The organism is Mycobacterium sp. GA-2829, assembly GCF_001499965.1.
Classification (GTDB): Bacteria; Actinomycetota; Actinomycetes; order Mycobacteriales; family Mycobacteriaceae; genus Mycobacterium.
In genome coordinates this window covers 22,653-36,792 of record NZ_LQIT01000056.1, presented here as the reverse complement: position 1 = coordinate 36,792, position 14,140 = coordinate 22,653, and the positions used below count along the sequence as shown (strand labels likewise).

15 protein-coding genes are annotated in these 14,140 nt (G+C 68.9%); 8 read left to right on the top strand and 7 right to left on the bottom strand.

Features of this window, described 5'->3' with window-relative positions:
- The first annotated feature begins 6 nt into the window (after positions 1-6).
- Together AU194_RS25885 and AU194_RS25880 are read left to right on the top strand one after the other, a co-directional pair.
- Entirely contained in the window at positions 7-1,242 is a 1,236-nt protein-coding gene (locus AU194_RS25885) for an acyl-CoA dehydrogenase family protein (protein ID WP_059092137.1), read from the top strand.
- Positions 1,243-1,268: 26 nt separating this feature from the next.
- On the top strand, positions 1,269-2,324 hold the full coding sequence (locus tag AU194_RS25880; protein WP_059092136.1) for a hypothetical protein: 1,056 nt from the start codon (positions 1,269-1,271) through the stop codon (positions 2,322-2,324).
- A 3-nt stretch (positions 2,325-2,327) separates the two neighbouring features.
- On the opposite strand, the gene mddA is transcribed toward AU194_RS25880, so the two are convergent.
- The 3 genes from mddA to AU194_RS25865 all read right to left on the bottom strand — a co-directional run bounded on the left by mddA (position 2,328) and on the right by AU194_RS25865 (position 5,704).
- On the bottom strand, positions 2,328-3,098 hold the full coding sequence (mddA, locus tag AU194_RS25875) for a methanethiol S-methyltransferase (protein ID WP_059092135.1): 771 nt from the start codon (positions 3,096-3,098) through the stop codon (positions 2,328-2,330).
- A gap of 217 nt (positions 3,099-3,315) precedes the next feature.
- A complete protein-coding gene (locus AU194_RS25870; protein ID WP_059092134.1) occupies positions 3,316-3,585 on the bottom strand; it encodes an ANTAR domain-containing protein in 270 nt (89 codons plus the stop codon).
- 97 nt (positions 3,586-3,682) lie between these two features.
- The gene (locus AU194_RS25865; RefSeq protein ID WP_059092133.1) at positions 3,683-5,704 is read right to left on the bottom strand and encodes a glycoside hydrolase family 15 protein; all 2,022 of its coding nucleotides are present in this window, start codon (positions 5,702-5,704) and stop codon (positions 3,683-3,685) included.
- 84 nt (positions 5,705-5,788) lie between these two features.
- Between AU194_RS25865 and AU194_RS25860 the strand changes: the two genes are divergently transcribed.
- The 6 genes from AU194_RS25860 to AU194_RS25840 all read left to right on the top strand — a co-directional run bounded on the left by AU194_RS25860 (position 5,789) and on the right by AU194_RS25840 (position 10,075).
- Entirely contained in the window at positions 5,789-5,983 is a 195-nt protein-coding gene (locus AU194_RS25860) for a hypothetical protein (protein WP_059092132.1), read from the top strand.
- Between the two features lie 128 nt (positions 5,984-6,111).
- Positions 6,112-6,204, top strand: coding sequence for an Ms4533A family Cys-rich leader peptide (locus AU194_RS33085; protein ID WP_369804229.1), 93 nt, complete (start codon positions 6,112-6,114; stop codon positions 6,202-6,204).
- A gap of 122 nt (positions 6,205-6,326) precedes the next feature.
- The gene (locus AU194_RS25855) at positions 6,327-7,364 is read left to right on the top strand and encodes a sulfate ABC transporter substrate-binding protein (protein ID WP_059092131.1); all 1,038 of its coding nucleotides are present in this window, start codon (positions 6,327-6,329) and stop codon (positions 7,362-7,364) included.
- Positions 7,361-8,206, top strand: a complete 846-nt coding sequence (gene cysT, locus AU194_RS25850; RefSeq protein ID WP_059092130.1) for a sulfate ABC transporter permease subunit CysT — start codon at positions 7,361-7,363, stop codon at positions 8,204-8,206. The genes AU194_RS25855 and cysT overlap by 4 nt, the downstream gene beginning before the upstream one ends.
- Before the next feature lie 7 nt (positions 8,207-8,213).
- Positions 8,214-9,029 carry a sulfate ABC transporter permease subunit CysW gene (gene cysW / locus AU194_RS25845; protein WP_059092129.1) on the top strand — a complete coding sequence of 272 codons (816 nt, stop codon included), beginning with the start codon at positions 8,214-8,216 and terminating at the stop codon, positions 9,027-9,029.
- On the top strand, positions 9,029-10,075 hold the full coding sequence (locus AU194_RS25840) for a sulfate/molybdate ABC transporter ATP-binding protein (RefSeq protein WP_059092128.1): 1,047 nt from the start codon (positions 9,029-9,031) through the stop codon (positions 10,073-10,075). Before cysW ends, AU194_RS25840 begins: the two co-directional genes overlap by 1 nt.
- Positions 10,076-10,079: 4 nt before the next feature.
- On the opposite strand, the gene AU194_RS25835 is transcribed toward AU194_RS25840, so the two are convergent.
- From AU194_RS25835 to AU194_RS25820, 4 genes are all read right to left on the bottom strand, one after another.
- Positions 10,080-11,078: a hemolysin family protein gene (locus tag AU194_RS25835; protein ID WP_059092127.1), complete on the bottom strand. Its 999-nt coding sequence runs from the start codon at positions 11,076-11,078 to the stop codon at positions 10,080-10,082.
- Complete coding sequence (locus AU194_RS25830; RefSeq protein ID WP_059092126.1) at positions 11,071-12,441, bottom strand: hemolysin family protein; 1,371 nt, start codon at positions 12,439-12,441, stop codon at positions 11,071-11,073. The genes AU194_RS25835 and AU194_RS25830 overlap by 8 nt, the downstream gene beginning before the upstream one ends.
- A 250-nt stretch (positions 12,442-12,691) precedes the next feature.
- The gene (locus AU194_RS25825; protein WP_059092125.1) at positions 12,692-13,450 is read right to left on the bottom strand and encodes a sirohydrochlorin chelatase; all 759 of its coding nucleotides are present in this window, start codon (positions 13,448-13,450) and stop codon (positions 12,692-12,694) included.
- A complete protein-coding gene (locus AU194_RS25820; RefSeq protein ID WP_059092124.1) occupies positions 13,429-14,136 on the bottom strand; it encodes a phosphoadenylyl-sulfate reductase in 708 nt (235 codons plus the stop codon). The genes AU194_RS25825 and AU194_RS25820 overlap by 22 nt, the downstream gene beginning before the upstream one ends.
- Positions 14,137-14,140: the final 4 nt, after the last annotated feature.

The window sequence follows — 14,140 nt, the reverse complement described above, 5'->3', positions numbered from 1 at the left end:
CCACCGATGACCATCACCTCCGAGAGCGCCACCCCAGTCTTGACGTCGACGGCCGAGACCATCGCCGTCGCGCGCAGCGTCGCCGCGGAGATCGCCGCAGGCGCCGTCGATCGTGAGCTGCAAGGGGTCTGGCCCGAGGCGGAATTGCGCCGGGTGGCCGAGAGCGGGCTGCTGGGCATCATCGTTCCCGAGCGTTTCGGTGGACCCGACCTGCCGCGCTCGACCGCCGTCGAGGTGCTGCGGATCCTGTCGGAGGCCGATTCCGCGGTCGGGCAGCTGCTGCTCGCGCATTTCGTGCTCAACGCCGCCATCGCCGGGCTCGGCGACACCGAACCCGCGCCGACCATCTACCGCGATGTGCTCGCCGGGGCGCACCTGGGCAACGCCACCGTCGAACGCGGGACCCGCCGTAGCGTCGACCGGTCGACCACGGTGGCCCGTCGCCCAGAGGGCGGGTGGGTGCTCAACGGCACGAAGTACTATGCGACCGGAACGCTCGGCGCCGGCTGGATCGCCGTCGCCGCACGCATCGAGGGCACCGAACCATCGCATGGCGCAACCATTTTCGTGCGTCCCACTGATCCGGGCGTCACGCTGAACCTGGACCGTTGGTCGTCGTTCGGACAGCGCGGCACCGCCAGCGGCGAGGTCGTGTTCGACCGCGTCTCCGTCGAGGAGCCCTACGTCATCGACGAGGGTCCCGACCCGGATCCGGCGACCGCGCCGCCGTCGGTGCTCGGCGCGTTCGACCAGGCGCTGCACGCGGCGGTCGACATCGGAATCGCGCGCGCGGCGCTGACCGACGGGGCTCGTTTCGTCACCACCAAGAGCCGGCCGTGGTTCGAGGCGGAGGTGGAGAGCGCCGCCGACGAACCGCATGTCGTCCGGCGGTTCGGCGAACTGACCGCCAGGCTGTACGCGCTCGAGGCGCTGTTGGCCGTGGGCTCGGCCCGCATCGACGAGGCGCTCACCGAACCGGAGCCGACCCGCGAGGCCGCGGCGTCGGCGTCCCTGCAGGTGGCCGCGGCCAAGGCGCTCGCCCAGGAGTTCGCCGTCGAGATCGCCAGCGGCGTTTTCGAACTCGCGGGCGCTTCGGCCACCGACCGCGCGTACGCACTGGATCGGCACTGGCGCAACGTGCGGGTGCATTCGCTACACGACCCGGCCCGCTGGAAGTACGTCCACCTCGGCAACCACACCCTGCGCGGCACGCTCCCGCCGCGCCTCGGGGTCCTGCTCTGATCACCCGTCGCACAGGAGAACTCACCATGACCGAGCGTGCAGCCACCGGCTTCTATCTCACGGGCAGCATCAATGTCGGAAGCGTCGAGGAGGCGTTCCGACTGGTCGGGAAACGACTGCAGCCCGGCGTGACCCGAGTGCCCGACGGCGAACCGGGGGATCGGGCCAACTGGGTACTCACCCAGGCCGGCCACTTCCTGGACAACCCCACACTCGACGTGGTCGACGGACGGGCCCGCATCCGTCCCGGGGTGAGCGTGGAGTTTCCTCCGGTCGACTACCACTCGGTGGCCGCGGAATCCTATGCAACGTTCCGCGCCGCCCGCGAAAAGGGCGTACTGGCACCGGATTCCCGGTTTCTCGTGTCGATCCCGACGCCGTTCAACGCGGTGAACTCGTTCGCCGAGTTCGACTCCCAGGTGGAGATCGCCTACGCCTACGAGCAACGGCTGCGTGAAAGCGTCGCGGCCGTGCAGGAGGCGATCCCGCCGCAGGACCTGGCGATCCAGTGGGATCTGCCTACCGAGCTGGCCACCGTGGAGGGCTGGTTCCCCAACCCGTACGGCGGGCTGGAACCCATCTTCGCCGCGACGGCACGGCTGGCGCAGTGGGTGCACGAGGATGCCGAACTCACCTTCCACCTCTGCTACGGCGACTCGAAATTCGGCGCCTCACCGTTCATGGGTGACCCGCCCGACGCAGAGGCCGCGGCCCGCGGCGGACGACACGTCCTGCCGCGCGACGCCCGCGCCATCGTCACGCTGGCCAACGGTCTGTCCCGGCACGTGTCGCGACGGATCGACGCCATCCAGGCCGCGACCGTCGCGGCGTGGACCAAACGCGCCCACTGGCAGCCGCTCGCGGACCTCGCGCTCGAACCCGGTACCGAGATCTACCTCGGGCTGGTGCACGCCGAGGACGGCGCCGACGGGGTGCGCACGCGCAGTGCGCTGGCCCGGGAGTTCCTGCCGGAGTTCGGGTTGTCCACCGAGTGCGGGTTGGGGCGGCACTCTGTCGAGCAACTCGACGCGGTGCTGACGGCGTGGCAGGAGCTGACCGTCAGGCAACCGGTACCGGCCTGAGCGCTAACCGGCCGCCCCGGTCGGGGTGGTCGGAACCCGCGGGTGCCCGCGGTGCAGGCCTGGGATGAGCATCGGGACGCGACGGCGATAGTCGCGGTACTCGGTGCCGAGGGCCTCGCTCAGGTCGTGTTCCTCGAGTCGCACCGCGACCAGGATGTAGCCGGTCGTGGCGACGGCGAACAGCAGGTGTCCCGTCGACATGGTCGGAGTGGCCCAGAACGCGATGAGGAATCCGAGCATGAGCGGGTGGCGCACCACCCGGTACAGCAGCACCGTCTGAAACCTCAGGCCGGTGTAGGGCCTGCGCCGCCACCCCAGATACACCTGCCGCAGGCCGAACAGGTCGAAGTGGTTGATCATGAACGTCGACGCGAGCGCCGTCGCCCAACCGGCCCAGAACGCGACCCACAGCAGGAGCCGCCCCGGCGCCCACGACACCTCCCAGATCGTCCCCGGCATCGTTCGCCACTGCCAGAACATCAGGAACAACAGCAGACTCGAGATCAGGACGTAGGTACTGCGTTCGATCACCTCGGGCACCCACCGCGTCCACCGGCGCTTGAACCCCGGCCGCGCCATCACGCTGTGCGCAACCGCGAACAACCCGATCAGCACCAGGTTGACCACCACGGCTTCGCCGATCGAGGCGTCGACCCCGTGGTCGACGGTCCGCGGCACCGCGAAGTCACCGACGAAGCCGACCAGATACAAGAACGCGACCAGAAATGTCGCATAGCTGACGATGCCGTACGCGGCGGCGAGAATCCGACTCATCGTGTACTCCCGGGATGGTGGGTCCGCGACGGCGTGACCGGCGCCTCCGCGGCACTGCGCCGAAAGACGTTGGGGGAGTGGAGAAGTCGCGCTAAGCTCCGGCCGATGAGGACATCCCCGCGGTACCGGCGACAGGCGAGATCACGTCTCGTGGCGGCCGTTGTGGCCACCCGTCAACGGTAGACCGCCCGACGGCGGCCCGGAAGGGCCCGGCGAGCTAGATCGGTGCGCCCGCGTGGTGGACCCGGCGGGCGCGGATCAACTCACCCCATGCGGTGTAGGCCTCGGCATGGTCGGCCGACGACGATCCACCCGCCAGCGCGACCAGTCCGCTCGCGACGCGCCCCAGCCCCAGGCCGGTCTCCTTGACCACCGCGACCAGTTCGTCGAACGCCTGGCGTTCACTGCAGCCGCGCAGTCCCACCAGCACGCCGATCGCGATGTCGATGACCCGGCGCGATGTCACGTCGGTGCTGCGGTTGTCCATGATCTCCCCCTCTTCGACAGCACCATCGTGCTGAGTCGGTGCTGCGTCTGGCAAGACATGGATACACCGTGATCCTGAATTCCCGCTGGACGTTTGGTTACGACGGCGCGTTGGCCGGGACGAAGACCCCGGAGCTGTCGGCCTCCTCCTCGGCGCGGATCACGTGCACCACCGCGTTGATCAACGCCAGGTGGGTGAACGCCTGCGGGAAGTTCCCCAGATGGCGCCCGGTGCGGGGCTCGATCTCCTCGGCGTAGAGGTGCAGCGGGCTGGCGAACGACAGCAACCGTTCACACAGGTGTTTGGCGCGGCTGATCTCGCCGATCTCCACCAGCGCCGAAACCAACCAGAACGAGCAGATCGTGAATGTGCCCTCCTCGCCGGCCAACCCGTCGTCGGTCTCCTCGACGCGGTAGCGCAGCACCAGACCCTCTTCGGTGAGCTCGTCGGCGATCGCCAGCACCGTCGCCCGCACCCGTGGATCGTCGGGCGGCAGGAACCGCACCAACGGCACCAGCAGCAGCGAGGCGTCGAGCGCGTCGTCGCCGTAACGCTGGGTGAACACCCCGCGCTCGTCGACACCGTGGGCAAGGATGTCGGCCTTGATCTCGTCGGCGATCTCGCGCCACTGGTGGGCGTAGCTCTTCTCGCCCTCGAGTTCGGCGAGTTTCGCACCGCGGTCCAGCGCCACCCAGCACATCACCTTCGAGGACGTGAAGTGCTGCGGTTCGCCGCGCACCTCCCAGATCCCGCGGTCGGGTTCCTTCCAGTGCTTGATCGCCTCTTCGACCTGATGCTTGAGCACCGGCCACAGCGCCTCGGGAATCTGCTCCCGCGACTTCGTGTGCAGATACACCGAATCGAGCATCGTGCCCCAGATGTCGTGCTGCATCTGGTTGTAGGCGCCGTTGCCGATCCGCACCGGGCGGGCGCCGTCGTAGCCCGACAGGTGGTGCAACTCCTCCTCGACCAGGCTGCGCTCACCGCCGACGCCGTACATCACCTGCAGTGGGTGGCGTTCACCGTTGTTGGCGCCCGACACATCGGCGATGAACGCGAAGAAGTCGTCGGCCTCGCGGTCCAGGCCCAGCGTGTACAGACCCCACAGGGCAAACGTCGAATCCCGCACCCACGCGTAGCGGTAGTCCCAATTGCGAACGCCCTGAGGGGTTTCCGGTAACGACGTGGTGCTCGCCGCCAGCAGCGCACCGGTCGGAGAGTAGGTCAACCCCTTGAGGGTCAGCGCACTGCGCTGCAGGTAGGCCCGCCACGGGTGGTCGGGGAAGTCGCCGACGTTGATCCACTGGCGCCAGGCCTCACTGGTCTGCCACATCTTGTCGGCGGCCTCTTCATAGTTCTGCGGCGCCGGGTGCTTGGACCACGACAGCGCGACGTAGACGTTGTCGCCCTCCTTGAGGCGCGTGCGCGCCCGCGCCTCGCGGCCCTCCAGACCGATCCGCAGGTTCGTCGTGAGCCGCAGCGTGGGATGGGAGTCCGCATTGCGGTTGGCCCGCGCGATCGCCTCGCCGTAGGCGGGTCCGGAGTACTCCCACTCGGCGCTGACCCGGTGGTAGTCGAACGACGGTTCGCAGTTCATCACCAGCTCGACGGTGCCGCTGACACAGCGCACGGTGCGCAACAGGATGTGCTCGGCGTCCCAGTCCATCGGCGTGCGCCGGTGGGTGCGCGACCGCGCCTCCAGATCGTGCCAGGGGCCCATCACCAAAGCGTCGCGCACGATGAGCCAGCCGGTGTGGGTCTGCCACGTCGTCTCGAGGATGAGGCTGCCCGGCAGATAGCGCCGCGCCGCGGGCACCGTCACCCCGTAGGGGCCGAGGCGGAAGTGGCCGGCGCCGCGGTCCAGTATCGCGCCGAACACGCTCGGCGAATCCGGCCGCGGCACGCACAGCCACTCCACCGACCCCGCCGCCGAGATCAGGCAGGTGTTCTCGCAGTCCGACAGGAAGCCGTAGTCGGCGATCGGCGGGAACGGGTTCCGTAGCCCCCCGATCGGCGAATAGGGCGCCGACGCAGTCACCGTCAGCGGGGTGTCGGGCAGGAAGGCGGGCTGACTGATCGGCGTCTTGCCGTCCGACGGCTCGGTGTGCTGCAGAACCATCCCGCCATCATCGACTGCCGACCTGCTCGGCGTCTACTCAAACCGCATGTCGGGGCGTTGCCCGGCGTCGCATAGGCTGGCCCGGTGGACGCATTCCTGAGTTGGTGGGACGGCGTCGAACTGTGGCTGACCGGTCTGGGGTTCGTCGTGCAGACCGCCGTGGTGATGCCGGTGGTGCTGGTGGTGGCGTACGGTCTGGCCGTGGTCCTCGACGGTGCGCTGGCAGCCGGTGTGCGGTTGCTGCGGCGCGTGCGCCACGACGGGCAGGAAACCGGGTGACCGGGATGCCGCGTTCACGGGTGACCCTGATCCTGGTCGTGCTCATCCTGCTGGTCATCGTCGCGTGGTGGTTCACCCGCTGACCGTCTGGGGTGAGCCGGTGCTGCTGCTCTGTTATTCTTCGCGCCATGCAACCGGTGTCCGGCAATAGCGAGTGCCACATCTTGGCGCTCATTGCCGTGGGTCCATGCGCGGTTGCTGACGTTCACTGTTGTTGCTGAAACCCCCCTGTCGTGGTTGGGGTTCGGCGACGGTGTCTCGCGCTGCCTTTCGTCGCTACCCGTGTCCGCGTTGACGGGGATCCGTTCCACCTCCATGGAAAAACCGACTCGAAAGGCCGTTCATGCTCAGCACAGTCAGATCCGGTAAGCGCTGGCGGGTAGCCGCCGCGCTCGCGACCACCGCAACGCTGCTGACGGCTTGTGGCGGTGGCGCCAGTGACGTCGCCGGTGAGAGCGGCGGATCGGACGCCGAGACGACGCTGACGCTGGTCGCCTACGCCGTGCCCGAACCGGGGTGGGCCAAGGTGATCCCGGCCTTCGCGGCCACCGAGGAGGGCAAGGGCGTCGGGGTCACCGCGTCCTACGGCGCCTCCGGCGACCAGTCGCGCGGCGTCGACTCGGGCAAGCCCGCCGACGTGGTGAACTTCTCGGTCGAACCCGACATCACCCGCCTGGTGAAGTCGGGCAAGGTCAGCGAGGACTGGAACAAGAACGCCACCAAGGGGATTCCGTTCGGGTCCGTGGTGAGCTTCATGGTGCGCGAAGGCAACCCCAAGGCCATCCGCGACTGGGACGATCTGCTCAAGCCGGGCGTCGAGGTCATCACGCCGAGCCCGCTGAGTTCCGGTTCGGCCAAGTGGAACCTGCTGGCCCCGTACGCGGTCAAGAGCGACGGCGGCAAGAACCCGCAGGCCGGCCTCGACTACGTCAACAAGCTCGTCAGCGAGCACATCAAGCTGCGTCCGGGGTCGGGCCGCGAGGCGACCGACGTCTTCCTGCAGGGCAGCGGCGACGTGCTGCTGGCCTACGAGAACGAGGCGATCAACTCGCGCCGCCTCGGCCACAAGTTCGACTACTTCAACCCGCCGCAGACGTTCAAGATCGAGAATCCGGTCGCGGTGGTCAACTCCAGCCGGCACCTCGAGCAGGCGACGGCGTTCGTGAACTTCCAGTACACCGCCGATGCGCAGAAGCTGTGGGCCGAGGCCGGCTTCCGTCCCGTCGACCCGGCGGTGGCCGCGGAGTTCGCCGACCAGTTCCCGGCGCCCGAGAAGCTCTGGACGATCGACGACCTGGGCGGTTGGTCGCAGGTCGACAAGGAGCTGTTCGACAAGGAGTCCGGCTCGATCACCAAGATCTACACCCAGGCGACCGGATGATCACTGCGGTCGACGGCGACGGTGGCCGGGCACCGGGCGGACTCGCCCGGCGCCCCGGCACCGCATCCCTGCGGGTCGGTGTCGCCACCATCTGGTTGAGCGTCATCGTGCTGCTGCCGTTGGCCGCGATCCTCTGGCAGGCCGCGGGCGGCGGGTGGTCGGCGTTCTACCGGGCGGTCACCGGTAACGCCGCCCTGGAATCGTTCCGGGTGACGCTGACCATCTCCATCGGCGTGACGATCATCAACGCCGTGTTCGGGCTGCTCGTGGCGTGGGTGCTCACCCGGGACGACTTCCCCGGCCGCAGGCTCGTCGACGCGGTCATCGACCTGCCGTTCGCGCTGCCGACCATCGTCGCCAGCCTCGTCATGCTGGCGCTCTACGGTCCGGCCAGCCCCGTCGACCTGCACCTGCAGCACACGAAGTGGGGAGTGGGCATCGCGCTGCTGTTCGTGACGCTGCCGTTCGTGGTGCGATCGGTGCAGCCGGTCCTGCTCGAACTCGACCAGGAGGTCGAGGAGGCGGCCGCGTCCCTGGGCGCCGACAACTGGACCATCCTGACCAAGATCATCCTGCCCGCGCTGCTGCCGTCGCTGCTGTCCGGTGCCGGGCTGGCGTTCTCCCGCGCGATCGGTGAGTTCGGTTCGGTGGTGCTCATCGGCGGTGCGGTGCCGGGGGAGACCGAGGTCTCCTCCCAGTGGATCCGCACGCTGATCGAGAACGACGACCCCACAGGCGCGGCTGCCATCTCGATCGTGCTGCTGGCGATCTCGTTCGTCGTGCTGTTCATCCTGCGCGCGATCGGGTCCCGGGCGGCCAAACGCGAGACGATGACGGGGTGAGCGGTTCATGACACTCTCACCCGCCGTACGTCACCTGCTGCGCTTCGTCGCCCTGGCCTACGTGCTGATCCTCGTCGTGGTGCCCGTCGGCCTGATCCTGTGGCGGACCTTCTCCCCGGGGATCGGCGAGTTCGTCGCGTCGATCGGCACCCCCGCGGCGATCAGCGCACTGCAGTTGTCGCTGCTCGTGGTGGCCATCGTCGTCCCGCTCAACGTGCTGTTCGGAGTGCCCACGGCACTTGTGTTGGCACGCAACAAGTTCCGCGGTAAGAGTGCCCTGCAGGCGGTGATCGACCTGCCGTTCGCGGTGTCGCCGGTGGTCGTGGGCGTCGCGCTGATCCTGCTGTGGGGGTCGGCCGGGGTCTTCGGCTTCGTGGAGAACAACCTCGGCTTCAAGATCATCTTCGGACTGCCCGGCATCGTGCTCGCGAGCATCTTCGTCACCGTGCCGTTCGTGATCCGCGAGGTCGAACCCGTCCTGCACGAGATCGGCACCGATCAGGAGGAAGCCGCCTCGACACTGGGCTCGCAGTGGTGGCAGACGTTCTGGCGGATCACGCTGCCGTCGATCCGGTGGGGCCTCACGTATGGCGTGGTCCTCACCATCGCCCGCACACTGGGGGAGTACGGCGCGGTCATCATGGTGTCGTCGAACCTGCCGGGCACCTCGCAGACGCTGACGCTGCTGGTGTCAGACCGGTACAACCGCGGTGCCGAGTACGGCGCGTACGCCGTCTCGACGCTGCTCATGGGGGTCGCCGTGATCGTCCTGGTGTTCCAGGTGGTCCTCGACGCCCGTCGGGCCAGACAGGGGAGCAGGTAATGACAGACGCGATCATCGTGCGCGGCGCCAACAAGCACTACGGCGATTTCGCGGCGCTGGACAACATCGACTTCGAGGTGCCCGCCGGCTCGCTCACCGCACTGCTGGGCCCGAGCGGGTCCGGCAAGTCGACGCTGCTGCGCGCGATCGCCGGCCTCGACCAACCCGACACCGGCACAATCACGATCAACGGCCGCGACGTCACCAACGTCCCGCCGCAACGCCGCGGCATCGGGTTCGTGTTTCAGCACTACGCGGCGTTCAAGCACCTGACCGTGCGTGACAACGTGGCCTTTGGGCTCAAGATCCGCAAGCGCCCCAAGGCCGAGATCAAGGAGAAGGTCGACAACCTGCTCGAGGTGGTCGGCCTTGCGGGCTTCCAGAACCGCTATCCCAACCAGCTCTCCGGCGGCCAGCGTCAGCGCATGGCGCTGGCCCGCGCGCTGGCGGTCGACCCGCAGGTGCTGCTGCTCGACGAGCCGTTCGGTGCGCTGGACGCCAAGGTGCGCGAGGATCTGCGGGCGTGGCTGCGCCGCCTGCACGACGAGGTGCACGTCACCACCGTGCTCGTCACCCACGATCAGGCCGAGGCGCTCGACGTCGCCGACCGCATCGCGGTGCTGAACAGGGGTCGCATCGAGCAGGTCGGGTCACCGACGGTGGTCTACGACAGCCCCGCCAACGCGTTCGTGATGTCTTTCCTCGGCGCGGTGTCGTCGCTCAACGGCACGCTGGTGCGCCCGCACGACATCCGCGTCGGGCGCAACCCCGAGCTGCCGATCTACGAGAACGAGTCGGTCCAGGCCACCGGTGTCGTCAAGGCCACCATCGACCGTGTCGTGGTGCTGGGGTTCGAGGTGCGGCTGGAACTGACCAACGCCGCCACCCATTCGCCGTTCACCGCGCAGATCACCCGCGGTGACGCCGAGGCGCTCGGGCTGCGCGAGGGCGAGACGGTCTACGTGCGGGCGACCCGCGTACCGGAGATCCCCGCCGGTACCGAGCTACCCAAGGCCGACGAGGACGAGTCACTGACCAACGCGTGAGCGGTCAGACCACCTCACTGGGCAGCAGGCGGTGCAGCAGATCGGTCAGGGTCAGCAGCCCCCGCCCGCCCGGACCGTCGACGACGACCAGGTGGCTGCGCGTCTCGCGCATGGTCCGCAACGCCTCGTAGACCGGGGTGTTCTCCGGCAGGGTGAGCACCGGCCGCATCAGCGTGCGCGCGGTGCCTGCGCCGGGCAGGCTGTCGCGGACGTGTACGACGCCCACGGTGGCCGAACCGTCCCGCACCAGCAGCCGGAGATGACCGGTCGCGTGCGCGGTCTGCTGAATCTGCGCCGGGGTGGCGTCGGCCGGGACGTAGCCGTACTCGTCGCCGCGCCGGGCCACCTGCCCGACGGTCAGCGCCTCGAGTTCCAGGGCGCTGGTCAGGTTCGCGTGGTAGCGCTCGTCGAGTGTGCCCACGGTCGCCGAGTGTTCGACGAGCTGACGCAGCGCATCCGGGTCCTGGGTATCGGCGAGCTCGTCGACCGGCGTGACCCCGACCCGGCGCAGGCACCAGTTGGCGGTGTGGTTGAGGCCGCGCAGCGCCGGGCGGGTGAGGAACATGAACCCGCGCATCGGCAGAGCCAGCAGCGTCGCGGAACGTTCCGGATGGGCGATGGCCCACGATTTCGGCGCCATCTCACCGATCACCAGATGCAGGAACGTGACGATCGCCAGCGCCAGCACGAAACCGCCGGCGTCGGCCACCCACGACGGTGCGCCGAGGTCACTGAGCCACGGTGTGATCGCGTGGTGCACAGTGGGTTTGGTGATCGCGCCGAGCAGCAGTGTGCATGCCGTGATGCCCAGCTGGGCACCGGCGAGCAGCAGGGAGAGTTCACCGGCGCTGCGTAGCGCGGCCCGGGCGGCGGCGCTGGTCGCGGCGGCATCCTCGAGCCGGCTGCGCCGTGCGGCGATCAGCGCGAACTCGACGGCGACGAAGAAGGCGCTGAGGCTGATGAGCGCGACGGTGACCGCCACGATCACCCACGGGTTACCCATCGTGGGCCTCCTCGATGGCGACGGTGACGAAGACGCTCGACGGCACCCGGCGCTCGAGCGCCCGCGCCTCGGCGACGATCCTGCGGGTGACGGGGGGACCGTCGTTCACCAGATCCGCGGTGTCGGCGGGCAGCTCGATCTCCACGGTGTCACCGACCTCGGGCAGCCCGGCGGCGTGGGCGATGACCATACCGGCGACCGTCTCGTAATCGCCTGCGGGCAAAGCGAATCCGAGGATGCGTTCGGCTTCGTCGAGCGGCAGGTCACCGGCCAGCAGCCAGCCCCCGTCGCGGGCGACGGCATCGGCTGCCGATTCGGTGTCGTGTTCGTCGTCGATCTCGCCGACCAGTTCCTCGGCCAGGTCCTCGACGGTGACGATGCCGGCGAATCCGCCGTATTCGTCGATGACGATCGCCATCTCGTCACCGCCCTGCGCCAGCGCCCGCACCACGTTCGGCAGCGGGAGCGTCTCCGGCACCACCACCGCCGGACGGCAGTGCTCTCCGGCAGTGCCTGCCTCCGAATCCGGCGCGGTGCCGAGCAGATCGTGCAGATCGATCACCCCGATGACGTCGTCGGGTCCGGCACCGGTGACCGGGTAACGCGTGTGACCGGACGCCATTTGCTCCAGCACATCCGACACGGCGGTATCGGCGGCGATGGCGTCGACGCGGGACCGCGGGATCATCGCGTGCTCGGCGGTGCTGGTCGGGAAGTCCAGGATCCGGTCCAGTAGTGCCGACAGATCCGGCGGGATCTCACCGGCCTCGCGGGAGGCGGCGACGATGTGTTCGAGGTCGCGCGGCGTCGCCGAATGCTCGACGTCGTGCACCGGTTCGATGCGCAGCAACCGCAGTAGCACGTTGGATGCCTGGTCGAACAGCCAGATCAGCCAGCCGAACAGCTTGAGATAGACGGTCGTCGACAACGCCAGCCAGCGCGCCATCGGTTCGGGCCGGGCGATCGCCAGGTTTTTCGGGAAGAGCTCCCCGAACACCATCTGCACTACCGTCGACACCGCGATCGCGGCGACGCCACCGAGCGCGACCGCCACAACGGCGGGCAGGCCGGCGCCGCCGAGCAGCACCTCCAGGCCGCGGCCGATCAGCGGTTCGGCGACATAGCCCACCAGCAGACCGGTGACCGTGATGCCCAGCTGGGCGCCCGACAACATGAAGGAGGTGCGGCGGGTGACGGTCAGCGCACGGGTCGAAGCCTGATCACCCGCTTCGGCGCGGGCCTTGAGCCGTGACCGGTCGACCGCCATGTAGGCGAATTCCTGGGCGACGAAGTAACCGGTCAGCGCGGTGATCGCCACGACGACGACGAATCCGACGAGAATCCCGAGGGCGGCGGTCAACATGTGACCGCCCCGGGTCTAAGAGGTGGCATCGAGTCCTTGCTCGGTGAGGGGTGAAAAGGTCGGCGGGTCCAGAGTACCGACTCTGGGAGAGTGCTGTGAGTGATGGCGGGCACACGGCTGCCTCCGGCGAACCGCTTCGGCGCCACGGCGTTCCCATATGCTCAACGGGCATGGCGCGGGTTCTTTCGCGGAATCCAGCCGGTTGCAGAGGATCTGGCGAGACGCCAATGCCGGGAGCCGGCATGCCGGCCTAGGCCGCGGCGCGGACTCCGGCGACCTCGTCGAAGCGGTCGAGCACCGTCGCCGCCACCAGGTTGTGGGACCCCAGCGGTTGGGTCATCGAAATGTCTTCTGCTGCAGCGAAATCCGCAACCCGGTCGGTGATGCGGCCGTGGGCGAGGAACCACGGCATGATGACCACCCGCTTCGCACCCGACCGGCGCAGCGCCGCGGCGCCGTCGGCGAGGTCGGCGTACGGACCGGTCGCGAACGCGATCCGGCTGCCCGCCCACCGGGTGCCGTTGGCCAGCGCCGACGCCACGGTCGCGGTCCTGGCGTTGGCCACCGCGTTCGACGACCCGACGGCCACCACCAGCACGCCGAGCCCGTCGTCGTAGGGGGAGACACCCGCCTCGGACAGTCGGAGCCGGGCGACGGTCAGCAGCGCCGGATCCTCACCGAGCACCTCGGCGCGCTGCACCGGACGGCCCACCTCGTCGATGACGGCGGGGATGTCGACACGCGCGTGGTAGGCGTCGGCGAGCAGGAACGGGACGACGGTGGCGTCGCGGCTCTCGGCGAGCACGTCGGCCAGGCTCGGACCGGTCTTCTCGAGGAACGCCGCGCGGACGTCCAGCCACGGCCGCAGCCGCCGGATCCGGCCCGCCACCGCATGGGTGACCGCCGCGGACCGCGGATCCACGCTGCCGTGCGCGGTCAGGACCAGGCTCGGCGGGCAGGAGCGGAGCGACCGGGGGATGTGTTCAGTCAAGACTGGTGCAGCCCGCATTCGATCTTGCCGGTGCCGGCCCAGCGTCCGCTGCGCGGATCGGCGCCCTCGATCGGTTTGGCCGTGCATGGAGCGCAGCCGATCGACGGGTAGCCCTCGTCGACCAGCGGGTTCACCAGCACACCGTTGGCGTCGATGTAGGCCTGCATCTCCTCGTCGGACCACGCCGCGAGCGGGTTGATCTTGACCAGCCCGAAAGCCTTGTCCCAGCTGATCAGCGGCGCGTTGGCGCGGGTGGGCGCCTCGACGCGGCGGATGCCGGTGACCCACGCCGAATAACCGGCGAGCGCCTTCGTCAGCGGCTGCACCTTGCGCAGCCGGCAGCATTCGTTGGGTTCGCGCGCGAACAGGTCCTTGCCGAGCAGGGCATCCTGTTCGGCGACGGTCCGCTCCGGGCTGACGTTGACGACGTTGACGTCGTACACCGCCTGCACCGCGTCGCGGGTGCCGATCGTCTCGGCGAAGTGGTAGCCGGTGTCGAGGAACAGAATGTCCACGCCGGGGCGGACCTTGGCGGCCATGTCGACCAGGACGGCGTCCTGCATGTTCGACGCGACGACGTAATCACCCGCGAAATTCTCGTCGGTCCAGCGCAACAGATCCCACGCGCTGGCGTCCGGGCCGAGTTCGGCCGCGCCGCGTTCGGCCAGCTGCTGCAGGTCGACATCCGAGATCAAATCCGTCACCGGT